This is a genomic window from Acinetobacter sp. 226 (genome assembly GCF_048147925.1).
In the GTDB taxonomy this organism is placed as follows: Bacteria; Pseudomonadota; Gammaproteobacteria; order Pseudomonadales; family Moraxellaceae; genus Acinetobacter; species Acinetobacter pecorum.
The window spans coordinates 61,421-86,653 of the sequence record NZ_JAYWYX010000012.1 but is presented as its reverse complement, the minus strand read 5'-3'; the positions used below and the strand labels follow the sequence as shown (position 1 = coordinate 86,653).

Sequence of the window (25,233 nt, the reverse complement as noted above, 5' to 3'; positions counted from 1 at the left end):
TTTATTTTTCTTTTGACTGATCCGGTTCATTTTTCGAACTGGCTAAAGTACTATTTAAAATTGCACTATAGATAGGCGTTGCACCTAACGTTTGTGCCATAAATGTTGCTGCCAGACAGGTAATAATCAGCGGTAGAATGAGCACAAAACTTCCCGTCATTTCCATAACAACCATGATACCTGTTAGTGGGGCGCGAATTGTGGCAGCAAAAAGACCAGCCATCCCCAGCACTGCACAGTTCAGTAATTCAATATCATATTGAGGAAAAACGGGCTGTGCGATCATGCCAAACAACACCCCTATAATTGCACCTAAAGCAATTGTCGGTGCGAAAATACCGCCAGGCGCACCTGAACCGAAACATAAAATAGTGGCAATAAAACGTAAACACAGAAGAATCAAAAGCGGATAGAACATGGTCATACCATCTACAAGATTTGGCAAAATAGCGAAACCACCCCCTGTCATTTCAGGTTTTAGTAAGCTTAAAACCCCAAAAGTACCTGCAAGCACAGCACCTGTTAAAGGAAAGAAATATTGTTTCTTTTGATAAAACAAACCCAGAATACGACGTAAAGTTAAAATAAGAGAATTGGATAAAGAACCAATCAAGCCAAGAAACAGACCTAAAAAAATATAAATCCAGACAGATTTTAAGGGGGCTGCCAAAAAAGTCCCCATATCTAAAATGGGATTAGACCCCATAATAAACTGATAGACCATGCAAGAAGTAATACAGCCAACAAAAACAGCTTTAATAGAGGCCTTGGTATAAGTAAATTCAGGCCGCATCTCTTCAATAACAAACAAGATGCCACTCAGCGGTGCATTAAATGCAGCAGTAATACCTGCACCTGCACCAGTCGCAATGAGAGTATGGAGAGACTCATTATTTTTAACTTTACATAGGTCGGCAGTCATTTTTCCGAGATTGGCACCTATTTGCACAGTAGGTCCTTCACGTCCTAAGACCATTCCGCTACCTAATGCGCCTAAACCACCAAAAAATTTAACAGGAATGACACGCCACCAGCGTACTGGGCGTAAATTGAGTAGTGCTCCTTCGACTTCGGGAATTCCTGATCCTCCTGTTTCAGGGGCAAACCTTTGTACAAGATAATAGGCAAACGCACCCATAGCAGCAGTGATGCAGAAAATTAAAAAATAGCTTAAATAGGGTGAGGCATGCTCAACATGCTGTGAGAACTGTTCACGGTAGCTAACGGTATAATTAATGCAAATATGAAAAAGGGAGCCAAGTAAACCTGTTGCAGCGCCCACAATGCTGGCGAGTATAAGAATGATAAAAGGTGAGCGTTTTTGCCAGCTTTCTATCTTATGGGTTGCAGTACTGGCGAGTACTTTGGCTGTTTGCATACGCTATCCTGCACTTGGCTTTTCTAATTATAATTGAACACTTTGGCGGTATTTTTACACACTCTGTATCAAAACTTTCTAGTTATCGATATTGGACTGAGCAGTATTTAAGGTCTCTATGTTAAATAAAGTGCCAGTTGCTGAATGTCATCTGTTTGTAATTGTTCACGGATTTTTAAAAACTGCTTTTCATCAATGTCATAGATTTTTAAAGAAAGCAGTTTGTGTATATCTTCCTGTGGAAAGCGGTATTTGATAATCTTTGCAGGTACACCACCCACTACTGCATATGCGGGTACATCTTTGGTCACGACTGCACCCGTAGCTACCACAGCACCCTCACCGAGGGTTACGCCTTGCATAATCATGGCACGCGAACCAATCCAGCAACCATCACCAATGATCGTGTCACCCGCAAGCTCAAAACCCCGTGTATCGAACGGAAATGCTGAAATCCAGTCGGTACGATGCAATTGATTGCCCCCCATCATAATCACACATTCCGCACCAAAGCAGACAAAATTGCCAATAAAGAGCTGATCAATAGGTTTTTCTGCTGTGGCGGGTTTGTCGTGCAAATAGCGCACGACACAACGTTCAAAGCCTTGATCCCAATAAGCTGAATAATAAGAGTAATTGCCTTTGATGTGGATGTTGGGGTTTTTCACAGTTTTGGAGATGAATTCGAACTCACACCAATGATTGACAGGGGAATTGATTAACTTTTCAGACATGGAAAAACGATGTTAATGGGGTAGTGGGATTATACAGCAGTTAAACCCCTCTTTTGTAAAGAGGGGTTTGGGGAGATTGAAAATATAAATATACTGCGATAAAGAGAAGTTAAGTAATTTTTATGTTCTGCGGAGAAATAATAAGAGGCTGAACATTATAAAAAAAGTGTAAGTTAATATTGTTAATTTTTCATCTGTCTGTATTAGAAACTTAGCAATCAATGTTATGGGTATTGATGCGAAGAAGGCAATAATTGCATACCCAATTAATATAAAAATCCAGTGGAGTAGACCATCTTTAGATGTGGGTTTCTCGCTACATTGCTGCCTTTCTTGCCATGAGAGATAAGAGTATATATAAAAAAATAATGATCCAATTACAAAAATAAATCCGATAATTAAATTAATGAAATCATTAGAATCACCTCTGTATCCTCTAGCGAAGACTTGAGTACTGAATAAGATAGTTGAGATGCTGACGAAGATGATTTTGATCATTTTATTTTTTAGTAATATTGCTGATTATATTTTATACTATAAATTGCAAAAAACCCCTCAATCGAGGGGCTTTAAATTAAACAGCTTTAAATTTTAAAGATATTCAACTTTCACAATTTCGTATTCAACTTCACCGTTTGGTGTATTGATTTTCACATCGTCGCCTTCGTTTTTACCTAAAAGACCACGTGCAATCGGCGAGTTTACAGAGATCTTGTTAATCTTAAAGTCTGCTTCGTCATCGCCTACAATTTTGTAGGTTTTCTGTTCTTCAGTATCCAGATTTTCAATCGTGACTGTTACACCAAAAACCACACGACCATTCTGTTCCAGTTCTTTGACATCGATCACCTGAGCTGCACCCAGTTTGCCTTCGATGTCCTGAATACGGCCTTCACAGAAACCTTGCTGTTCACGTGCTGCATGGTATTCTGCATTTTCTTTTAAGTCGCCGTGTTCACGAGCTTCCGCAATCGAAGCGGTGATACGTGGGCGATCAACTGTTTTCAGTTGGTGTAATTCTTTCTCTAAGGCAATTTTGCCTTCAGGTGTCATAGGATAACGTTGCATGTTGTCCCTCAAAAGTCAGTTGAAAGATATAAAATCTATAAATAAAAAAAAGCCCGCCACCAAGAAGGTAGCGGGACTTCTTGGAAGCGAATTAACCTTTAGTTAGGTCTTGCAAACGATATACATCCATTGGCAATTTAATTGCTAAAGCTTGGCATACAGCGTCCGCACCATTCAATGTAGTTGTGTTATACACTTTACCTTGAAGCGCTGAACGACGGATCGAGAATGAGTCTTCTTGTGCCTTTTTGCCTTCAGTCGTGTTAATCACAAGGTGGATTTCGCCGTTTTTGATACGGTCCACAATGTTAGGACGACCTTCAGTTACTTTATTGACACGTTCGCATTCCAGACCAGCTTCGCTAATCACTTTAAATGTACCATCAGTCGCAAGAATCTTGAAGCCTAGGTCAATTAATTGTTTCGCAATGCCAGCAGCACGTGGTTTATCTGAGTCACGTACAGAGATAAATGCGTGTTTTACTTCGCCTTCAGTTGGAAGACCTGGTAAACGCTCGTTTGCACCTAAAACAGCTTTATAGAACGCTTCACCAAATGTTTTACCAACGCCCATCACTTCGCCAGTCGATTTCATCTCAGGGCCAAGGATTGGGTCAACACCAGGGAATTTGTTGAACGGGAACACGGCTTCTTTGACAGAGAAGTGCTCAGGAATAATCTCTGATGTAAAGCCTTGCGACTCAAGAGATTGACCTGCCATACAACGTGCAGCCACTTTTGCAAGCGATTCACCGATACATTTAGATACGAATGGAACTGTACGTGATGCACGTGGGTTCACTTCCAGGATGTAAACGTCATCGCCTTTCACTGCAAACTGTACGTTCATCAAACCGATTACGCCTAGCTCTTTCGCCATAGCAACGGTTTGACGACGCATTTCGTCCTGTACTTCTTTAGATAAAGAGTAAGGAGGAATAGAACATGCTGAGTCACCTGAGTGAATACCCGCTTGTTCGATGTGCTGCATGATACCACCGATCACCACGTCTTTACCGTCAGATACGCAGTCTACGTCAACTTCGATTGCGTCATCCAGGAAGCGGTCAAGAAGAACAGGCGCTTCGTTAGATGCTTGAACCGCATCACGTAAGTAGCGTTTTAATTCTTCATCGTTGTACACGATTTCCATCGCGCGACCACCAAGGACGTAAGAAGGACGTACTACAAGCGGGTAGCCAACTTTAGACGCTTCAGCCATACCTTCTTCAGCAGATTTTACGATGCTGTTGTTTGGTTGACGAAGTTGCAGACGTTGAATCATTTGCTGGAAACGTTCACGGTCTTCTGCGCGGTCAATCGCGTCAGGTGATGTACCAATGATTGGTGCACCAGCTTCTTCTAAAGCACGCGCCAATTTCAATGGTGTTTGACCACCGTACTGTACGATAATGCCTTTAGGCTTCTCGATACGTACGATTTCAAGTACATCTTCCAACGTAATTGGTTCGAAGTACAAACGATCTGAAGTGTCATAATCTGTAGACACCGTTTCAGGGTTACAGTTCACCATAATGGTTTCATAACCATCTTCACGCATTGCAAGCGCCGCGTGTACACAGCAGTAATCGAATTCGATCCCTTGACCAATACGGTTAGGACCGCCACCAATCACCATGATCTTGTCACGGGTTGAAGGGTTGGCTTCACACTCTTCATCGTAAGTTGAATACATGTACGCTGTATCAGATTCGAATTCTGCAGCACATGTATCGACACGTTTGTAAACTGGCGTTACGCCCAGATTCCAACGGTGTTTACGGAATTGTTTTTGTGAAATACCCATTAAGTCCGCAATGCGAAGATCTGATAAACCTTTACGTTTAAAGCTACGGATATTCTCCGCATTTAAATCACCAAAACCTAAAGTTTTGATCTGGTTTTCAGTTTTAATGATGTCTTCGATTTGAATCAAGAACCAGCGGTCAATGTTCGTTGCAGCAAATACTTCGTCTAAAGTAAAGCCGTGACGGAATGCGTCGCCCACATACCAGATACGCTCTGGACCTGGTACTTTAAGTTCTTGCAAGATTTTGTCGCGCGCGCCTTCAGCACCCACTTCAATTTTTTCGTCAAAACCAGAAGCACCCACTTCAAGACCACGAAGGGCTTTTTGTACAGATTCCTGGAAGTTACGACCAATCGCCATGACTTCACCGACAGATTTCATCTGTGTAGTTAAAGTCGCATCAGCTTGTGGGAATTTCTCGAAGTTAAAACGAGGAATCTTGGTTACAACGTAGTCGATTGCAGGTTCGAATGATGCAGGTGTTGTACCGCCAGTGATGTCATTTTTCAGCTCATCAAGCGTGTAACCTACAGCCAGTTTTGCAGCGATTTTCGCAATCGGGAAACCAGTTGCTTTCGATGCAAGCGCAGATGAACGAGAAACACGCGGGTTCATCTCGATCACAACCATACGGCCATCTTTCGGGTTAATACCGAACTGAACGTTCGAACCACCTGTTTCAACACCAATTTCACGAAGTACAGCTAAAGAAGCGTTACGTAGTAACTGGAATTCTTTATCTGTAAGCGTTTGAGCAGGAGCAACAGTGATTGAGTCACCTGTATGCACGCCCATTGGGTCAAAGTTTTCAATGGTACATACAATGATACAGTTGTCGTTTTTGTCACGAACAACTTCCATTTCGTATTCTTTCCAGCCAATTAATGATTCATCGATCAATAACTGTTTGGTTGGAGAAAGATCGAAACCGCGTTCACAGATTTCAATGAATTCTTCTTTGTTGTATGCAATACCGCCGCCTGAACCACCCATGGTGAATGATGGACGGATAATCACAGGGAAGCCGAAGCGTGCTTGAATTTCTAAAGCTTCTTCCATTGACTCGGCAATGTCAGCTTTCGGACATTCAAGACCGATTTTACGCATTGCCTGGTCAAACAGTTTACGGTCTTCAGCTTTTTCGATTGCTTCTTTGGTCGCACCGATCAATTCAACATTATATTTTTCTAAAATGCCGTGCTCATCAAGGGCAAGGGCACAGTTCAATGCTGTTTGACCACCCATAGTAGGAAGAACTGCGTCTGGACGTTCTTTCTCAATGATCGCTGCAACAGTTTGCCAGGTAATCGGTTCGATATACGTTGCATCTGCCATTGCAGGGTCGGTCATAATGGTTGCTGGGTTAGAGTTCACCAAAATAACACGGTAGCCTTCTTCACGAAGAGCTTTACACGCTTGCGCGCCTGAATAGTCAAACTCACACGCCTGACCAATCACAATAGGACCAGCACCAAGAATTAAGATGCTTTTAATGTCTGTACGTTTAGCCATGATGCTTCCTTAATTACTTCTTAGATGCTTCGATAAGTTCGATGAAATGATCGAACAATGGTGCGCAGTCATGTGGACCAGGGCTTGCTTCAGGGTGACCCTGGAAGCTGAACGCAGGCTTGTCTGTACGATGAATCCCTTGAAGGGTTTGGTCGAACAGCGATTTGTGCGTCGCTTTAAGGTTTGCAGGCAATGTATCTGCATCCACTGCAAAGCCATGGTTTTGTGAAGTAATCATCACTGTACCAGTTTCGATGTTCTGTACAGGATGGTTGGCACCGTGGTGACCGTGAGGCATTTTCACAGTCTGAGCACCGCTTGCAAGCGCAAGAATTTGATGACCCAGGCAGATACCAAATACAGGTACGTTGCGGGCATCTTCTACAATTGTTTTTACAGCTTCAATTGCGTAGTCACATGCAGCCGGATCGCCAGGGCCGTTCGATAAGAACACGCCATCTGGATTCAGTGCAAGTACGTCAGCAGCAGGAGTTTGCGCAGGCACAACAGTCAATTTACAACCGCGGTCTGCGAGCATACGTAAGATGTTGGTTTTGACACCGTAATCGTATGCAACAACATGAAATTTAAGTTCAGGTTGGGAGAAGCCTTTTCCAAGAGTCCAAGAACCTTCAGTCCACTCGAAGCCGTCAGGATCACAACATTCTTTTGCAAGGTCTAAACCATTCAAACCACCGAATGCGCGTGCTTTTTCGAGTGCTTCTTCTTCAGTGATGTTTTCGCCTGCAAGGATACAGCCGTTTTGTGCACCTTTATCACGTAAGATACGTGTTAATCGTCGCGTGTCGATGTCAGCAATGGCAACTACATTGTGCTGTACTAAATATTCACCTAGTGATTGTTCAGCACGGAAGTTACTGTGTAATAAAGGAAGGTCACGGATAATTAAACCGTTCGCCCATACTTTATGAATACGACCTGATTCTGTGTCTTCTTCATTGCAACCCGTGTTACCGATATGTGGGTAAGTTAAAGTTACAAGTTGCTGTGCATAACTTGGATCAGTCAAAATTTCTTGATAGCCAGTCATGGCAGTGTTGAAAACGACTTCGCCAGTCGTACTACCCGGTGCGCCAATCGAAGTACCTTTAAAGATAGTTCCGTCGGCTAGGGCTAAAATTGCTGGGGTGCTCAAACCAAAGCTCCTGAAATTTAGGCTGTAAAAAAGCGAGAAGACGAAAAAAAAGGAAGGCTATTTTTTTAACCAACCCTCCTATGTCTGCTCGCTTGAACTTAACACGGCATTATACGCAGAATGACCCTTGAAGTCCAATGGCTTTGCAGCGAAAGTATGAGATAAAGGGCTTGCTTTTTGCATGGAAGTCTGTTTTGTAGACAATGTGAAAAAATGTAAGCAATTAATAATTGTCAGACAAATCAAATCTTAATTTTTATCAGATCTACTAATATAGCTTAAGTCAACATAACAATAGGAATAAGACAAATGACTACAGCCCCGAAATCTACTACATCTAAAAAAGTTACCCCAAGCGTAGTCAGTGAAACTGCCGAAAAGCTTGAAAAAGTGGCGGTTGAGGCTAAAGATCAGGCAATTGAAACCATCGAAGAAAGTAAAGAAAAGCTTGAGGTCGAAGCGAAGCAGTTAACTGATACTGTGCAGGAACAATTGCGTCAATTAAAGCAGGAAGTGTTGCAGCGTATTGATACTTTAAAAGAGCAGATTTTCGGTTCGCAGAAAGAATTAACTGAATTAAAAAGCTTTATCAAGACAGAATTCAGCGCGGTCATTGAAGACCTGTCCAATCTGGGTAAAGAGCTGAAAGAAGATGTCAGTCAGATTTCGACCAAGCATAAAGAGCATTTGACTGGTACGTTTAAACGTTCTAAAGACAGTACCATTGAAGTATTGAAAAAAGTTAAACCCGTCATGAAGACGGAAAGCTCATACAAAAGTCCTGAGCTGAAAAGTTAGGCTGCGCTGAAAGGCCGCTATTTAAAAAGGAGAACAATGATATGTTCTCCTTTGTCTTTATGCAGCAAAACGGACTCACAATAACAATTAGAGGGGGTCACGATGCCACAGCATTATTTTATAGGTGTACTTATTTTACTGATATTGATCATGCTGCTGAATCTGGAAAGCGGATTGAGGCGCATACTTTATCTGGGTGTAATCCTGTTATGTCTTGGAATACTCGGACCAGTGTTTGGGAGCATTCTTCTAATGATCATTACTTTTGCTTTTATACTCTTTGCTGCCGTGAAATCTATTCAGGAACAGCATCATCTGCATCATTAAAACATGTACACGGGAAATGATCTAAACTCCATAATAATGAAATACACGATCAATATGATTTTATTGTTTTAAACAAAAAACGTGAGACTTCAAGTCTCACGTTTTATTCGCCTGTTACCCGTTTAAATAGCTAACATCTGGCATCAACCTGTTTAAAATATGTGCAGCCAGTCGCGTTTATTATGAAAATCTGCCTGAGGGCTACTATGCTGCATGGCATAGAACTGATCACCTTGCGAGGTTTTTAGAACAGCAGATAAACCCAGGAACAAGTTTTCCCATTTCAGTTTATGGGTTGCCATAAAATCAGTCAGATCCAGACTGACATTGAGACCATAATGCGTACGTTTGAGCTGATTCAACTCAATATCATTCGCAGCCTGCGGTGGCATATCTTCAGGATAACGGTATTCTTCAAATTGATAAGCCTGCCAGGCCTGAGAAGGGGAGAGATTAATCTCACGATAAAAATCTTCACCCTGAACCCCAATAAAAATTTCGAAGCAGGTCTGTTCCCACAGGAAATCCTGACGAGGATGAGCCGTCACCATGTCGGGCCACAGGATGTACTGATTGGGATCACGAATCCAGAAGCCCACATTTAAACTGCATGGGCCTTGCTGTTCAATGGCGGCAACCAGAGAGATGGCCTGAAAACGGCGATCAAATGCGCTAAGTTCGTAACTTGCCATAAGTCCTGTACTTAGTTTGAAAGATGAGCGAAACGGACAAGGTTGGACAATTTTTGGTTTTGTTTTGCAGCTTTCTTGTAAAGCAGTGCAATCTTACCAATAGTTTGAACCACCTCAGCGCCAGTTGCTTCTGCAATTTCAGTAATCAGTGCTGAACGTGCTTCGCGATCTTCGGCCACGATTTTTACTTTAATCAGTTCGTGGTCGTTTAAAGCACGCGCCAATTCTTCGATAACATTTTCAGTCAGGCCTTTGTCACCCAGCATAACCACCGGGTTTAAAGCATGTCCGATTTGACGTAAACGCTTACGTTCCTGAATAGATAAAGACGCCATGAGAGATAACCTGAATTTTAAAACGGCTTAGTATAGCAAAATCAAAAAACAAACGCTTTAAATTATCAGGAAATAATCACTGCGCATATCTCCTGATAAGGAGCAAAACTCCTAGATTTAGATACACATGTATACTGCAAAATATGTCTTTTTCACGTACAATTAATAATTAGACGTTTTTTTATTTAGAGAGTTATGGCTACACGCATTACCAACCAAAAGTTATCTAAAAGTAGTCGTGATTGGATGAGAGAGCATTTAGACGATCCTTATGTGAAAAAAGCACAGAAGGAAGGCTATCGTGCGCGTGCAGCATATAAGCTCTTAGAGATGCAAGAAAAGTACAAAATCATCAAACCGGGCATGACTGTGGTTGACTTGGGTGCAGCACCCGGCAGTTGGTCGCAAATTGCCGGTAAGTTAGTCGGTGATAAGGGTTTATTGATTGCATCTGATATTTTACCAATGGATGCATTACCGGATGTAACGTTCTTGCAGGGCGACTTTCGGGAGGAAGAAGTCTTCCAGAAACTGTTAGAAATTTTAGATGGTCGTACTGTAGACGTTGTAATTTCAGATATGGCCCCCAATACATCAGGTAATAAGGCTGTAGATCAACCGCGTCAGATTTACTTGTGTGAACTTGCACTGGATTTTGCCAATAAGGTGTTAGGCCCCAAAGGTCAATTTGTGGTAAAAGTTTTCCAAGGCTCAGGTTTTGACGAATTTCGTAAGCAAGTGGTTGATAGTTTTGATGTTCTTAAAACATCTAAACCTTTGGCATCACGTGCTCGCTCCAAGGAAGTTTTCCTGATCGGGCAGGGACGTAAGAAGGCTTTAAAATAAGTCTACTTGCCAAGTCGTTAAAAATTGTGCATTTTGTACGTTTTCATATAATTGTAAGTTGATTTACAGCTTAAGTATTAAGGTCACCCTGAACAGGGCATGATCAAATTAGATTGGAATGGGAATAAAGCTTTGAGCGATCTTTTTAAGAATGCCGTATTGTGGCTCGTGATACTGGGTGTGCTGGTGTTAATCTTCAGCAACGTCAGTGACCGCAATCAACCGACTACAATGAACTACTCAGAGTTTGTTGCCGCGGTCAATGCTGGCCAAATTAAACAAGTTGTGATTGACGGCGAAAGAATCCGTGGCGAAAAAACAAACGGTTCAGAGTTTGAAAGTATTCGTCCGGCAGTTCAGGATCCTGAGCTGATGCCAAGCCTCATTAAAAATAATGTTGTGGTCGAAGGTGAAGCACCACAGCGTCAAGGCTTGCTCATGCAGTTGCTTATTGCAAGTTTCCCTGTACTTTTAATCATTTTGTTATTCATGTTCTTTATGCGCAACATGGGTGGCGGTGCAGGTGGTAAAAACGGCCCAATGAGTTTTGGTAAATCTAAAGCCAAAATGCTGTCTGAAGACCAGATTAAAGTCACTTTTACCGATGTAGCTGGTTGTGATGAAGCCAAGCAGGAAGTGGTTGAAATCGTAGATTTCCTCAAAGATCCAACCAAATTTAAACGTCTGGGTGCAAGTATTCCACGCGGTGTGTTAATGGTGGGGCCTCCAGGTACAGGTAAGACTCTACTTGCTAAAGCCATTGCAGGTGAAGCTAAAGTTCCATTCTTTAGTATTTCAGGTTCCGACTTCGTTGAAATGTTTGTCGGTGTCGGTGCATCACGTGTACGTGATATGTTCGAACAGGCAAAACGCCATGCACCATGTATCATCTTTATTGATGAGATTGATGCTGTCGGTCGTCATCGTGGTTCAGGTACGGGTGGTGGTCACGATGAACGTGAACAGACCCTCAACCAGATGCTGGTAGAAATGGACGGCTTCGAAGGTAATGAAGGTATTATCGTTATTGCTGCAACCAACCGTGCAGATGTACTGGATAAAGCTTTACTTCGTCCAGGCCGTTTTGACCGTCAGGTTGTTGTTGGCTTGCCAGATATCAAGGGTCGTGAGCAAATTCTGAATGTACATTTGAAAAAATTGCCTTCAGTGACAGGTGTGGATGTTAAAGTGCTTGCACGTGGTACACCAGGCTTCTCCGGCGCCCAATTGGCCAATCTGGTGAACGAAGCTGCTTTGTTTGCTGCACGCCGTAACAAAAACACTGTCGATATGCATGACTTTGAAGATGCAAAAGACAAGTTGTATATGGGTCCTGAACGTAAGTCGATGGTCCTTCGTGAGGAAGAGCGTCGAGCGACGGCTTATCATGAAGCAGGCCATGCAATTGTTGCTGAAAGTTTACCAGGTACAGATCCTGTGCATAAAGTAACGATCATGCCACGTGGTTGGGCTTTAGGTGTTACCTGGCAGCTGCCTGAATTTGACCAAACCAGCCATTACAAAGATAAAATGCTGAATGAAATTTCTATTTTGTTTGGTGGTCGTATTGCTGAAGAAGTCTTTATTAACCAGATGTCAACAGGCGCTTCCAATGACTTTGAACGTGCAACCAAAATGGCACGTGCGATGGTGACCAAATACGGTATGTCTGACAAATTAGGAGTCATGGTCTATGAAGAAGATGCACAGCAATCATTTATGGGCAGTATTGGCAGCCGCAGTATTTCGGAAACCACACAACTAGAAGTTGATCGTGAAATTCGTCGAATTCTGGATGAACAATATAAAGTCGCACGCAATATCCTGGAAAGTAAAAAAGATGTTGCCCATGCGATGGTGAAAGCTTTAATGGAATGGGAAACCATTGATCGGGATCAAATCCGTGACATTATGGAAGGTCGTGAACCTCAACCCCCAAAAGTTTATGTTGCAGAAAATCCTGTGATTGACGTAACACCAAATGATGGCCCGTTGACACCTCCACCATTGCCAGCCAATTAAGCTTAATAAAAAACCACCTTCGGGTGGTTTTTTATTGCAGCCATTTGAGCCACGGGTTAATAAATGATTTTGCTATAAACGATATAACATCAAAATAAACTATGAGAATGAGATTATTCAACTATTTAAGATAGCAAATATCTACAGCATATTAGAAAGTGAATGGCTGCAGATGAAAGAATGACCGTAATGCCAACTTATGCATTATTCAAATAAAACCTGCTTTAAAATTTAAGTATTGGTTATATTCATCTTTGCTTTAATTAACTATCCATAAGACAATATTGGGGTTATTGTGAAATGAGTATTGAATCATGCAGCTGATGCCTTTGTTACCACATGTATGGACATTTGGTGATTTAAAATTGGACTTATCCCAGCCGCATGTAATGGGGATTCTCAATGTCACCCCGGACTCTTTTAGTGATGGTGGCCGGCATAATCAAAAAGAAGATGCAGTCGCCCGCGCACTGGAAATGATGGCCGAAGGCGCGACCGTAATTGATATTGGTGGTGAATCAACCCGTCCAGGTGCAGCAGCAGTGGAAGTGGAGGAAGAAATTCACCGCGTGGTGCCTGTCGTTGAAGCTTTATCCAAACATAAGGTCATTCTTTCGATTGATACGTCGCAACCTGAAGTGATTCGTGCAGCGGTTCAGGCCGGAGCACATATCTGGAATGATGTTCGTGCTTTGACTCGGCCGAATGCATTGCAGACCGCAGCAGAGCTGAATATTCCAGTGATCATCATGCATATGCGCGGTGAACCAACCACAATGAACAATCTGGATCAATATGAGGATGTTACTGTTGATGTGATTCGCGAGTTATCCCAACGCGTTCAGGATGCCTTGGATGTGGGAGTAAAAGCGGAAAATATCATGATTGATCCGGGTTTTGGTTTCGCTAAAAATGCCCAGCAAAATTTACAGCTGCTGAACGAATTTTATAAACTGACAGAAATGGGCTATCCGATTCTGTCTGCTTTATCTCGTAAACGCTTTATCGGGACAGTTCTAGATGGTGCAGTACCGCAAGAGCGGGCAGTAGGCTCTGCAACAGCACATTTACTGAGTATTCAGCAAGGTGCCTGCATGGTACGGGCACATGATGTTAAGGCTACAGCCGATGCGATTAAAGTCTGGCAAGCCATGCAAATGGCTTAGAAAGCGAGGCTGGGAAATCCCTACATTGGCAATGTTGTTTGGCTTTTAAGCAACAATATGCTATATAGGCACGCTTAGATTAGATAGTCATCCTTTAGAGTGCCTGTAATGTTTGCAGATTTACTTCTCCCCATGTTCGATGATGAATATTATCCCGATATTCTGGTTGCTGAAATCAAGCAGCACATCGAACGTTTTGCCCAAAAAGTCGCTAAATCAGGTTTGTCAGATCAAGAAATTTACCAGCTTGCCAATCTGACTGTGGCTGATATTAATGTCATGAAACCTCAGTTTGAAGATCTGGATTCATCTCTGGATGATAGCGCTGCAGATTATATTGCCGAAGCCATGATGATGGTGGTGCAAGAGCATGGTCTGTTCGAGATTGAAATGGAAGAACTGATTACCAATCGTGAATGGTGATTTAAGAAAACCCTGCAGCTGCAGGGTTTTTTATTATCTATTGAAATACTCTTTAAAGCTATTAAAGCGAATCGAGCCTAATAATAGTTGCTCTTCATTCATGCATTGCTGATACAGATTCTGGTAATAAGCTTGCAGATCTGACTGACCTTGAATTGGTTGTGGTGTTTTTGATCTGGATTGTTGATAAGCCCAAAAAGCCAGTTGCCGGAGTTTCTGCAATTTGATCTGATCAATTGCGCTACAGGAGCTTTTAAATAAAGGTTCTAGGATGACCACCCCAAAGGAGGAAATCGCTAAAAAAATCATGCTGATAATGACTAGCACATCCGAATGAACCAGATAAAGGTTAAGCAGCAAACATAGAAAAATTAGAATTTGCAGATAGAGGCAATGTTGCAAACGCTGACCATAGGCTTTGGAGCTGTACTGTGCCTGATATTGCGCATAACAAATATAAGGATACAGTAGTGCCATCAGCATAATTAAGGTGACATTAAAGGCAATCGTGGCATTTTTGAAAAAATAATATTCCAGAAATACAGAGCTGATACTACAGGCTACACAGACCAGAAGGGACAGTAAATTAATCGCGATAACAAACTGGATATTTTGCAGGGCATTAAATTTAAAGCGGCTATAATGCAACTTCAGGAAAAAAGCGTCTGGATGACGTAATTGTAATGTGGCGAGATCGAAGTGTTTTAATTCTGACATGGGGGATTTCGCGCTAAAAAATATAAAATTCAGGCACAAAAAAACCAGCACAATGCTGGGTTTTTTATTGCACCATTTTAATAAAAATTAAAATGGTGCCCGAGGCCAGACTCGAACTGGCACGCTTTGTGGGCGGGGGATTTTAAATCCCCTGTGTCTACCGATTTCACCACTCGGGCATGTGCGCAATAATAGAGGACGAAATAAAGCTTGGCAAGCAAATTTCTAAATGATCGCTTTCTTTTCAAGCAATTCCATCACTTCTTATCTACAAACTAGGTCTATCTACCTGTTCTCTTAATGAAGAGTTGTAGATATTTAATAGAGAGAATTAAGAGTGATTGATATTACTATGAGTTATCTTTCAGATAACTATCGATGTCCAGATACTTGATGGTTTTGCAATATTGATGCTCATATTTCAGCAGTCGCGTATATAACCCGGCATAGTGATTTAATTGCTGTTTTAGTTCGGCATGCCGAGGATCATGGCTTGAATAAAAACGTAATTTTAGTCGGATCAGACAGGTCTGTTTATAAGCCCAGAAGCAGATTTTACGTAATTGTTGCAGCTGGTAATGTTCAGCATTCTGGCTATTTGTTCGGAATAAATTCTCCCGATAAAAGCGTACAAAGCCAAAGCTCACACCAAAGAAGAAGAGAGCCCACATCAGCAAACTGCTTTTCATAAACAGTAAATTTAAGGCTAGCAAAAGAATCACAATAGCCATTTTGATCGGAGTGTGACGCAATGACTGGTACAATGAATAAGAAGAATGTTGAATCTGTTGCAAAATCAAGGTAAGACTCAACATCAGGAACAACAGAATGCCTAAAATGGCATAACTCTGTGCCTGAAATTCGCTGATTTGCATAAAAGCATGCTCTAGCAGATCTCGTGACATCAAACTGAGGGGAATAAAAATCATGGCGGCCAAAGTCCATGGAATAAAAGACTTGGCTTTATCCCAGATTCCTCGAATTTTGATCTGGCTATAGAACAGGTAATTTCCTTTAAATGCAGCCGGATACTGTCGTTTAAGCTGCTGTAACAACAGCGTCACTTGTCTAGTGGGCATCATCCTAAGATTAATTTAATATTTAGATGAAGCACTATAGTCGATTTGGCGCAAAATCGCAGAAGAAATGCAGTTTCAGAACGTAGCGCTGTTTTAATCATGAAGATTTTGATTTTTTAGCGTCGAATTATGCGAAAATAGTCCATTCAAGATTTATTTTTTAAGGACAGTTTATGACTGATCAATCTCCTCAGGCGTTAAGCGACATCGAAATTTTAGACATCCTGCAAAGTATGAAAAAGGATGAGCTAAATACTGAGGCGCAAGCAGCAATTCGTCAGGGTGGTAAAGCTGGTCGTCAGGAAGCACATAAAGCAGCCTTGGTAGCATTGAATCAGTCATTTGAAGACAAATTTGTTGAGGCGGTATCTTTGGCTTTGGGTTTAAATTCGGCACAGATCAAAAAAATCCGTTATAAAAAAGACCGGATCCGTATTTTAAAAGCACACGGTATCGATTATATGGCGATTGATGGTGCTGAAACTGCACAGGTACTGTCACAAATTGCACAAGCAATTGTGCGTGAAGATGCCATTGTTACTCATGACCTGCACAATATTTTTCCGTTCTGGAAAGAAGGCTGGCCTATGGTGCAATTCGATAATGCTTATAAAATTTTAGAAGATGATATCCAGATTCACTATCAAGCTGTTCTAGAGGCTTTATTAGCGAAAGTCTAAATTATAAATAGTTTTAAAAAGCACCTTCGGGTGCTTTTTAATCGCGATAGATCAGTGAAATGAGCCAGCTGATGGGCAAAATAAATAAACGCCACCAAGTGATCAAGGGCCAATAAAAATACTCTCCAAATCTCAAGGTCGAGTCGAAACCTTGTCGGCGACGTTCATGCGGATAGGGAATAATGAAAACGGTTAAAACCATCAGAATGATGGCTGCCAGTAAAAGCAGGGGATTCTGCAGTTTGGCAAAAAAGAAATAAAATAAATATAGGGCGGAATAAAAAAACAGACATGCCAATAATGCAGAAATATTCATCACTCACCTTATGATTTTTTATTAGAATAATTTTGACTATTTCTTAGAAAGAAGAACCAGACTAATCTGATTCTTCTTGAATAACTGAATTGGTTTCGATTAAGCGGGTCACCAGTAACTGGTCAATTTTAAAATGATCGACATCCACCACTTCAAACTTATAAGCCCCAAATATCACTGCATCTGCAGGACGTGGAATCTTGCGTAATTTATACATCATGAAGCCAGCGATGGTTTCATAGTTTTCATCATCAGGCATTTCATCAATTTCAAGCGCATGCTTGATGTCTTCAATCGGGGTGCTGCCTTCAATCAGCCAGGAATTGTTGTCACGTTTAATAATTTGCTGATCGGCTTCAATTGGCGTCACCCAGTCACCCATCACGGTAATCATAATATCGGAAAGGGTAATCACTCCAACGACCAGCGCATATTCATTAATGACGACGGCAAACTTTTCCTTGGTAGAGCGGAAACGGTCCAGAACTTCCGATAAGGTCAAAGTATCCGGAATGGTCAGGACATTACGGATGGTATTTTCATTGAGCTGCAGCAGTGACTGGTTATTCAGAATACGCACCAGAATGTCTTTGGCGTCCACATAGCCAATCACACTGTCAATGTCATTGCTGCATACCAAAAATTTGGAATAGGGATATTCCGCCAGCTTTTGCCGAATACTTTCTTCAGGTTCATTCAAGGTGAAAAACACCACATTTTCACGTGTGGTCATACTCGAAGGCACGTTACGTTCTTCCAGCTCGAATACGTTTTCAATGAAATGGTGTTCCTGCTTCTGGAGTACACCGGCCTGTGCACCGGCATCCATCACTGCAGAAATATCATCAAAAGTAATATTGTCATCACGGATGGTATTCACTTTAAACAGACGGAACAGCATGTTGGCAATCGCGTTAATGAACCAAGCCAAAGGTTTACAGACTTTAATGAAAATCTGAATTGGCTCGATGACTGAGACTGCGATCTTTTCTGGCGCAATCATGGCCAGACGTTTCGGCATCAGGTCCGCAAATAAAATAAATAATGAAGTGACGACAGTAAAGGAAAGCGCAAAGCTGATATTTTCAGCCCAAGGTCCTTGGTAAAAGCGGGAAACAAAATTATAAATATAAGGACGAAAAGCGCCTTCACCTAAAATACCACCGAGAATGGCGACTGCATTTAAACCAATTTGAGAGGCTGCAAAGAAGTCAGCAGAATTTTCTTGTAGATCTAAAACTTTTTGAGCGCGATGTTCACCCGATTCAGCCAGAATTTTCAGTTTGACTTTACGGGCACCTGCGAGGGCGATTTCTGTTAAAGATAAAAAACCGGCCCCCGCGATGAGTATTAAGATAATCACGATATTTTGTAAGAGGCTCACAAATCCACCTGTGGATAAATAATATCTTAGGATATTTTTAGCATAAAAAAAGACTTGAGGTGTAACAATGACAGCTCAAGTCCTCAAAGTATAATCTTCAAAAATAAGAATTTAGAAGATTGTAAGGTTAATAGTTTGAAAATTGAGAATTATTGCTCAGGAATTCACGATTTTCCTCTTCAATCATTTGCCGTGCAACATATAAAATCAGCTGACGTAACCAGCGATGTGCCGGATGATGATGCAATAATGGGCACCACGCCATTTTCAATTCAAATTCCGGAATATAAAACGGCGGATCTTTTAAAATCAGATTGTGATTTTTGGCTTGCAAGCGCGCAATACGTGAAGGCAGTGTTGCAATCAGATCTACATTGGATGCTAATAAGCCTGGCATTTGATAATGACGGGTAAATACCGAAATCTTACGTTTCTGGCCAATACGTTCCAAAGCCTGATCAATCCAGCCTAAACCGGCCTGTTTTTCAGGATTCACCCCGAAACCAACACCCATACCGGTTTTAGAAACCCAGATATGCTGTGCATCCAGGTAACTTTTAAGGTTTAAGTTGCTTGCGGCAGGATGCTTGTTATTTAAAAGACAAGAAAAGCTGTCACGCCAGACCAATACCTGATGAAAACTTTGCGGAATCTCATTAAAGCGGTTGATTGCCAGATCGACCTTGCCCTGCTCCATATCCCGATAAGACACGTCACTTGGCGTCAGGAAGTCGAGAACAACATTTGGAGCTTCTGAACGCAAGGCTTTGACTAAGCGTGGTACTAAAGTGGCTTCGGCATAATCCGAGGTCATGATCCGGAAGACACGATTTGAGGTATATGGACGGAACTCGGTACGCGGTTCCAGAATCATGGACAAGTCAGCCAGGGCATCCCGAATGCGGGGCTGCAATTCCAAAGCACGTTCAGTGGGTGTCATGCCTTCAGAAGAACGAATCAGGAGGGGATCATTAAATAAATTGCGTAATCGGCGTAAAATATTACTCATGGCAGGCTGGGTAACACCCAATTGTTCTGCTGCACGGGTGACATTTTTTTCGCGAAGAAGTACATCAAGATAAATTAATAGATTGAGATCAACTCGCTCCAGATTCATAAAAGAAATACCGAGAATAAATACAAGAAATTATGCTCATTATGCCATAACTGACGGGCTTTGTGTAAAGCACCGATGAAAAAAAAGCCATGATAAAACAACCATAGTCCATGGAATTTGTTTAGGTTGAGGTGGATTATCAAGGGGGTTTGCTAAGGGGAATAGGAGGGATTTCTGAAAGCTGATCTAGTAACTTGCTCTCTAGAGACCAACCCTTAATACACTAGTTTTATAGGTAGATATTATGAGTTTGATATATGAATATTTGCGTGAAAAATAAACCAATAAATTCATGTCTTAAGACTAAGAAATAATCAGAAATCTTTATTTTTGTGAAATAAAATAGTATCTGACCCCGTCCCAGACTTAAGTCTAATGAATTATTTTTAACCTTAATGTCTAAATTTTACTCATTAATATTTTTCAATAAATTTATATAAAACAGTGTTTTAATTTGTTGTGTTGAAACTTTACTAAGACTTTGATCTACTCATTTTTTAAATAAATACTGAAGATTCTTGCAGACTATTGGATTAATTTTCATAAGCCAACTAATCTTTAGTTATCCCAACGGATCGTCGAAAATCTGAACAAGTCACTGAGGGTGTGATTTGAGCGGTTCGTTGCAGAAAAATCCTAATATTATTACAGGAATATATCATGACTACATACCAAACAGCGATTGATGCAATCCGCGAATTAAAAGCGAAATTCGGTAACACTTGGGCAGACATCAGTCCTGAAGATGCTGCGCGTATGCAACTTCAAAACCGTTTCAAAACTGGTTTGGACATTGCGAAATATACAGCGGCAATTATGCGTCGTGATATGGCTGCTTATGATGCCGACTCTAGCAAATACACTCAATCACTAGGTTGCTGGCACGGTTTTATCGCGCAACAAAAAATGATTGCGAACAAAAAATACTTCGGTACAACTGAACGTCGCTACATCTACCTTTCTGGCTGGATGGTTGCTGCACTTCGTTCAGAGTTCGGTCCACTTCCTGACCAATCTATGCACGAAAAAACATCTGTTCCTGCATTGATCGAAGAAATCTACACATTCTTACGTCAAGCGGATGCGAAAGAACTGAATGATCTTTTCCGTGCGCTTAAAAAAGCTCAAGAAGCGGGCGATACTGCTAAAGCAGCTGAAATCACTTCACAAATCGACAACTTCCAAACTCACGTTGTGCCAATCATTGCGGACATCGACGCTGGTTTCGGTAACGAAGAAGCAACTTACTTGCTTGCCAAGAAAATGATCGAAGCGGGTGCTTGTGCACTACAAATCGAAAACCAGGTTTCTGATGCAAAACAATGTGGTCACCAGGCTGGTAAAGTAACTGTTCCACACGAAGATTTCATCGCGAAAATCCACGCTCTTCGCTATGCATTCCTTGAAATGGGTCTTGACGACGGTATCATCGTTGCACGTACTGACTCTGAAGGCGCTGACTTGACTCAAAAAATCCCAGTGGTTAAAGAGCCAGGCGACATCGCTTCTCAATACATCAGCTACTTAGACACTCAAGAAATTGACATCTCTGAAGCACAAGAAGACGAAATCCTGATCAAACGTGATGGCAAACTTCACCGTCCTAAACGTCTTGCTTCTGGCTTGTACCAGTTCCGTGAAGGCACTCAGATCGACCGCGTTGTACTTGACTGTATCACTAGCTTACAAAACGGTGCTGACCTTCTTTGGATCGAAACTGCGACTCCAAACGTGGCTGAAATCGCTCACATGGTTAACCGTGTACGTGAAGTTGTGCCAAATGCGAAACTTGTTTACAACAACTCTCCATCATTCAACTGGACACTGAACTTCCGTCAACAAGCGTATGACCGTTGGGTTGCTGAAGGTAAAGACGTATCTGCATACGACCGTGCTAAATTGATGAGCGCTGAGTACGACGATTCTGAATTGGCTGCTGAAGCTGACGAAAAAGTTCGTACATTCCAGGCTGATGCTGCTCGTGAAGCGGGTGTGTTCCATCACTTGATCACACTTCCGACTTACCACACAGCTGCGCTTTCTACGCATGAGCTTGCTCAAGGTTACTTCGGTACTGAAGGTATGTTGGCTTATGTTGCTGGCGTACAACGTAAAGAAATCCGCGGCGGTATCGCATGTGTTAAACACCAAGCAATGGCTGGTTCTGACATCGGTGATGACCACAAAGAAATCTTCGCTGGTGACAATGCATTGAAAGCTGGTGATGATTCTAAAAACACAATGAACCAGTTCAGCGCTTAATCCGCTTAATTGATTCACCAAAAAACCCTGCAGACGCAGGGTTTTTTGTTTGAAAAAATGCTATTAATTTAGGGATGCGCAACCTCAGGAACGTGTACAGCCAGGATTATCCATAATTTCTCCATGATTGGTTTTTATCGCAGTTTTATGTGTTTAATTCTTGCAATCTGCTGCTATGTCACTGAATATTCAAATATAGACTGCTTGTATTTTGCACGACCTCTATCCCCAATTAATTAAAAGTGACTCGGACTTATGCTGTCTAAATTTTTTATCCACCGCCCGATCTTTGCTGCAGTACTGGCGATTATGGTCATGGCAATTGGCATGTTCGCGGTAATGAACTTGCCAGTGGAACGTTATCCGGATATTGCACCGCCACGGATAACAGTGGCAGCAACCTATAGCGGTGCTTCTGCGGAAACTGTAGAAGAAAGCGTGACCCAGGTGCTGGAACAGCAGATTAAAGGTATCGATCATTTGCTGTATTTTAGTTCGAGTAGTGATTCTTCGGGGCGTAGCCGGGTCAGCATTAGTTTTGAAAATGGTACCGATCCGGATACCGCACAGGTGCAGGTACAAAATGCGATTAATGGCGTTCTGAACCGCTTGCCAGAAGATGTACAACGCCAAGGTGTTAATGTCTTTAAGTCGCTTGGTGATACGCATATGGTGATCAGCCTGTACGATGAATCCGGACGCAGCAACAATATTGAACTTTCTGATTATCTGATGACCCATCTGGAACAGGATATTTCCCGGATCGAGGGAATTGGTGAGGTGGATGTCTTCGGGTCGCAATATGCGATGCGGATCTGGCTGGACCCAAGGAAATTAAAACAATATAACCTGATGCCAAGTGATGTGCGTGCCGCAATCGAATCCCAGAATACCCAGGTCGCTGCAGGTGCAATCGGAGATTTGCCTGCAGTGGAGGAGCAATACCTGAATGCCAAAGTCACTTCGGGTTCGCGACTGAAAACCGTGGACGAATTCCAGAATATTATTGTCAAATCGGATCGTGCCGGCAGCTTTATTTATTTAAAAGATATTGCCCGGGTGGAACTGGGTGCTGAAAATTATCAGTCTTATAGTACCAATAATGGTTATCCATCAGCAGGTCTGGGTATTTCACTGGCCTCAGGGGCGAATGCTATTGAAACCTCTAATCTGATTAAAGCTGAAATTGCCCGGATTTCTCAGCAATTGCCTGATGGCTACAAAATTGCCTACCCACGGGACAATACACCTTTCGTACAGGAATCAATTAAAGAGGTTGTAAAAACCCTGTTTGAAGCAGTGATTCTGGTGATCATTGTGATGTTTATTTTCTTGCAGAACTGGCGTGCGACTTTAATCCCAACTGTGACGGTTCCAGTGGTGATATTGGGGACGATGGCAGTCCTCTATACGCTTGGGATGAGTATCAATACGCTCACATTGTTCGCTCTGGTATTGGCAATTGGCCTGCTGGTCGATGATGCAATTGTGGTAGTAGAAAATGTCGAACGTCTGATGCATGAACAGAATCTGTCTGCGCAGGAGGCAGCTTTAGAGTCCATGCAGGAAATTAGTGGGGCACTGATCGGGATTACTTTGGTGCTGACCGCAGTATTTATTCCCATGGCTTTCTTTGGCGGTTCTACCGGGGTGATTTACCGTCAGTTCTCTATTACCCTGGTTGCAGCCATGTCTCTGTCCCTGATGGTGGCGCTTGTTCTGACTCCCGCACTGTGTGCCCTCATTCTCAAGCCAAATCCTCAACCAGCCAAATGGGCTGCATGGTTTAACCGGAAACTGGATCATCTGAAACAGCGCTATCTTAAACTGGCTCAGATGACGATCCGGCATCAGGCGGTGTGTCTGGTGATATTTGCCGGATTGATCTGTGTATTCGGTCTGTTCTACCGGGCCTTGCCGACCAGTTTCTTGCCGGCTGAAGACCAGGGGATTTTAAGTCTGCAGATTAAATTGCAGGAGGGCGCACCGCTGAAAAATACCATTCAGATCGGAGAGCAAGTCCGCCAATATTTTCTCGATCAGGAACAAGCCAATGTCAATCTGGTGATGATCCGTTATGGGCGAAATTTCTCTGGAACTGGTCAGAATCTGGCGACCGGTTTTGTGGCATTGAAACATTGGGATGAGCGTTCAGGTCAGGACAATACCGCACAAGCGATTCGTGAACGGGCCCTGAAGCATTTTCAAGGCAATCGCAATGCACAAATTAACGTGTCCATGCCACCTTCAGTCAATGGTCTGGGACAAACTGATGGTCTGGATTTCTGGATTCGTGATATTAATGGCAATGGCCGACAATATCTGGAACAGCAGTTTAAAGCACTGGAAGCTCAGACCGGCAATTACACCAGTTTTGAAAACCTAGGCAAACGTTCTAATCCGGACAAAGCAGAGTTGCGCGTCAATATCGACCAAAAACAGGCCATGGCCAATGGTCTGACCCAATCGGCAATTAACAGTACTTTATCCAGTGCCTGGGGCGGCAGTTATATCAATGACTTTATTGATCGTGGCCGGATTAAACGGGTAATTATGCAGGGGGATGCAGAATTCCGTTCCAAGCCGGAAGATCTGGCGCAGTGGCATGTACGCAATGACCAGAATCAGATGGTACCTTTTAGCAACTTCTCGCAAGTGGACTGGAGTGGTGGCCCTGAAGTGGTGAACCGGTTTATGGGCTATACCGCGCTGCAAATGGAAGCAGACCGGGCCAGAGATAGCAGTTCAGGTCAGGCTATGCAGGATGTGGAAGCACTGATTGCCGAACTGGAGGGAGTCGATGTGGTCTGGAGCGGTCTTTCCTTTGAGGAGAAACAGTCGAGTAATCAGGCCATTTGGCTTTATCTGATTTCAATTGGTTTTATTTTTCTTTGTCTGGCGGCATTGTACGAAAGCTGGAGTATTCCTACTGCAGTCATGTCTGCGATTCCATTGGGTATTGGTGGTAATATCATTTTCAGTTATCTGGCTGGTTTCCCAAATGATATCTATTTCCAGATTGCCTTGCTGACTACTATTGGCCTGTCCTGTAAAAATGCCATTCTGATTGTAGAATTTGCTTCGCTGGCACAGCAACAAGGCAAATCTGTAGTGGAAGCGGCTCTTGAAGGTGCATCTTTGCGTTTTCGCCCAATTCTGATGACTTCTTTGGCATTTGGCGCTGGGATTTTACCTTTGGTCTTTGCTACTGGTGCCGGCGCGGTGAGCCGTCAGGAAATCGGGGTAAGTGTACTGGGCGGGGTGATTTTTGGAACTGTGCTGGTTCTAATTTTTATTCCCTTTATGTATGTTCTGATTCGTCGACTGATCATTAAAAAATCGCGTGCTTAATATACACAAAGACTGCAAAGCTAAAAAATCCCCGTATTGACGGGGATTTTTTATGGCCAA

At 42.4% G+C, this 25,233-nt stretch carries 22 protein-coding genes and 1 tRNA gene; 9 read left to right on the top strand and 14 right to left on the bottom strand.

Annotated elements, in window-relative coordinates:
• Position 1 precedes the first annotated feature (1 nt).
• From clcA to carA, 6 genes are all read right to left on the bottom strand, one after another.
• A complete protein-coding gene (clcA, locus tag VXP95_RS07570; protein WP_064102862.1) occupies positions 2 to 1,378 on the bottom strand; it encodes a H(+)/Cl(-) exchange transporter ClcA in 1,377 nt (458 codons plus the stop codon).
• A gap of 116 nt (positions 1,379 to 1,494) precedes the next feature.
• Positions 1,495 to 2,112 (bottom strand): CatB-related O-acetyltransferase, encoded by a 618-nt coding sequence (locus VXP95_RS07565; RefSeq protein WP_416705876.1) that lies wholly within the window; start codon positions 2,110 to 2,112, stop codon positions 1,495 to 1,497.
• A 120-nt stretch (positions 2,113 to 2,232) separates the two neighbouring features.
• Positions 2,233 to 2,610: a putative four-helix membrane protein gene (locus VXP95_RS07560; RefSeq protein WP_404793543.1), complete on the bottom strand. Its 378-nt coding sequence runs from the start codon at positions 2,608 to 2,610 to the stop codon at positions 2,233 to 2,235.
• A 93-nt stretch (positions 2,611 to 2,703) separates the two neighbouring features.
• Positions 2,704 to 3,180 carry a transcription elongation factor GreA gene (greA, locus tag VXP95_RS07555; RefSeq protein ID WP_004645764.1) on the bottom strand — a complete coding sequence of 159 codons (477 nt, stop codon included), beginning with the start codon at positions 3,178 to 3,180 and terminating at the stop codon, positions 2,704 to 2,706.
• Between the two features lie 91 nt (positions 3,181 to 3,271).
• Entirely contained in the window at positions 3,272 to 6,502 is a 3,231-nt protein-coding gene (gene carB / locus VXP95_RS07550; RefSeq protein WP_064102859.1) for a carbamoyl-phosphate synthase large subunit, read from the bottom strand.
• Positions 6,503 to 6,515: 13 nt separating this feature from the next.
• A complete protein-coding gene (carA, locus tag VXP95_RS07545; protein WP_064096332.1) occupies positions 6,516 to 7,658 on the bottom strand; it encodes a glutamine-hydrolyzing carbamoyl-phosphate synthase small subunit in 1,143 nt (380 codons plus the stop codon).
• 309 nt (positions 7,659 to 7,967) lie between these two features.
• On the opposite strand from carA, the gene VXP95_RS07540 reads away from it, so the two are divergent.
• Together VXP95_RS07540 and VXP95_RS07535 are read left to right on the top strand one after the other, a co-directional pair.
• Positions 7,968 to 8,456 carry a hypothetical protein gene (locus VXP95_RS07540; RefSeq protein WP_416705870.1) on the top strand — a complete coding sequence of 163 codons (489 nt, stop codon included), beginning with the start codon at positions 7,968 to 7,970 and terminating at the stop codon, positions 8,454 to 8,456.
• Between the two features lie 102 nt (positions 8,457 to 8,558).
• Positions 8,559 to 8,783, top strand: a complete 225-nt coding sequence (locus VXP95_RS07535) for a hypothetical protein (protein ID WP_064096330.1) — start codon at positions 8,559 to 8,561, stop codon at positions 8,781 to 8,783.
• A 152-nt stretch (positions 8,784 to 8,935) separates the two neighbouring features.
• On the opposite strand, the gene VXP95_RS07530 is transcribed toward VXP95_RS07535, so the two are convergent.
• A complete protein-coding gene (locus VXP95_RS07530) occupies positions 8,936 to 9,475 on the bottom strand; it encodes a DOMON-like domain-containing protein (protein ID WP_064096329.1) in 540 nt (179 codons plus the stop codon).
• A gap of 11 nt (positions 9,476 to 9,486) precedes the next feature.
• Positions 9,487 to 9,810: a ribosome assembly RNA-binding protein YhbY gene (gene yhbY / locus VXP95_RS07525; protein WP_064096328.1), complete on the bottom strand. Its 324-nt coding sequence runs from the start codon at positions 9,808 to 9,810 to the stop codon at positions 9,487 to 9,489.
• 195 nt (positions 9,811 to 10,005) lie between these two features.
• Here yhbY and rlmE point away from each other — a divergent pair, with 195 nt between their 5' ends.
• The 4 genes from rlmE to VXP95_RS07505 all read left to right on the top strand — a co-directional run bounded on the left by rlmE (position 10,006) and on the right by VXP95_RS07505 (position 14,267).
• On the top strand, positions 10,006 to 10,656 hold the full coding sequence (gene rlmE, locus VXP95_RS07520) for a 23S rRNA (uridine(2552)-2'-O)-methyltransferase RlmE (RefSeq protein WP_064096327.1): 651 nt from the start codon (positions 10,006 to 10,008) through the stop codon (positions 10,654 to 10,656).
• A 132-nt stretch (positions 10,657 to 10,788) separates the two neighbouring features.
• On the top strand, positions 10,789 to 12,678 hold the full coding sequence (gene ftsH / locus VXP95_RS07515; RefSeq protein WP_064096474.1) for an ATP-dependent zinc metalloprotease FtsH: 1,890 nt from the start codon (positions 10,789 to 10,791) through the stop codon (positions 12,676 to 12,678).
• A 314-nt stretch (positions 12,679 to 12,992) separates the two neighbouring features.
• A complete protein-coding gene (folP, locus tag VXP95_RS07510) occupies positions 12,993 to 13,844 on the top strand; it encodes a dihydropteroate synthase (RefSeq protein WP_416680764.1) in 852 nt (283 codons plus the stop codon).
• Positions 13,845 to 13,952: 108 nt separating this feature from the next.
• Positions 13,953 to 14,267, top strand: coding sequence for a DUF5713 family protein (locus VXP95_RS07505; RefSeq protein ID WP_064096325.1), 315 nt, complete (start codon positions 13,953 to 13,955; stop codon positions 14,265 to 14,267).
• A 33-nt stretch (positions 14,268 to 14,300) separates the two neighbouring features.
• Here the strand turns inward: VXP95_RS07505 and VXP95_RS07500 are convergent, their stop codons facing one another.
• The 3 genes from VXP95_RS07500 to VXP95_RS07490 all read right to left on the bottom strand — a co-directional run bounded on the left by VXP95_RS07500 (position 14,301) and on the right by VXP95_RS07490 (position 16,063).
• Positions 14,301 to 14,984 (bottom strand): hypothetical protein, encoded by a 684-nt coding sequence (locus VXP95_RS07500; protein ID WP_416711788.1) that lies wholly within the window; start codon positions 14,982 to 14,984, stop codon positions 14,301 to 14,303.
• 93 nt (positions 14,985 to 15,077) lie between these two features.
• A tRNA-Leu gene (locus tag VXP95_RS07495) sits at positions 15,078 to 15,163 on the bottom strand.
• Positions 15,164 to 15,334: 171 nt separating this feature from the next.
• Positions 15,335 to 16,063 carry a hypothetical protein gene (locus VXP95_RS07490; protein ID WP_416680766.1) on the bottom strand — a complete coding sequence of 243 codons (729 nt, stop codon included), beginning with the start codon at positions 16,061 to 16,063 and terminating at the stop codon, positions 15,335 to 15,337.
• A gap of 173 nt (positions 16,064 to 16,236) precedes the next feature.
• Here VXP95_RS07490 and VXP95_RS07485 point away from each other — a divergent pair, with 173 nt between their 5' ends.
• Entirely contained in the window at positions 16,237 to 16,743 is a 507-nt protein-coding gene (locus tag VXP95_RS07485) for a hypothetical protein (RefSeq protein ID WP_064096322.1), read from the top strand.
• A 37-nt stretch (positions 16,744 to 16,780) separates the two neighbouring features.
• On the opposite strand, the gene VXP95_RS07480 is transcribed toward VXP95_RS07485, so the two are convergent.
• From VXP95_RS07480 to VXP95_RS07470, 3 genes are all read right to left on the bottom strand, one after another.
• Complete coding sequence (locus tag VXP95_RS07480; protein WP_416680768.1) at positions 16,781 to 17,059, bottom strand: hypothetical protein; 279 nt, start codon at positions 17,057 to 17,059, stop codon at positions 16,781 to 16,783.
• 61 nt (positions 17,060 to 17,120) lie between these two features.
• Complete coding sequence (locus VXP95_RS07475; RefSeq protein ID WP_064096320.1) at positions 17,121 to 18,443, bottom strand: hemolysin family protein; 1,323 nt, start codon at positions 18,441 to 18,443, stop codon at positions 17,121 to 17,123.
• Between the two features lie 127 nt (positions 18,444 to 18,570).
• On the bottom strand, positions 18,571 to 19,560 hold the full coding sequence (locus tag VXP95_RS07470) for a LysR family transcriptional regulator (protein WP_064096319.1): 990 nt from the start codon (positions 19,558 to 19,560) through the stop codon (positions 18,571 to 18,573).
• A gap of 660 nt (positions 19,561 to 20,220) precedes the next feature.
• Here VXP95_RS07470 and VXP95_RS07465 point away from each other — a divergent pair.
• Positions 20,221 to 21,822, top strand: coding sequence for an isocitrate lyase (locus VXP95_RS07465; protein ID WP_416680770.1), 1,602 nt, complete (start codon positions 20,221 to 20,223; stop codon positions 21,820 to 21,822).
• A 255-nt stretch (positions 21,823 to 22,077) separates the two neighbouring features.
• A complete protein-coding gene (locus VXP95_RS07460) occupies positions 22,078 to 25,173 on the top strand; it encodes a multidrug efflux RND transporter permease subunit (RefSeq protein WP_416711787.1) in 3,096 nt (1,031 codons plus the stop codon).
• The last annotated feature ends 60 nt before the right edge of the window (positions 25,174 to 25,233 follow it).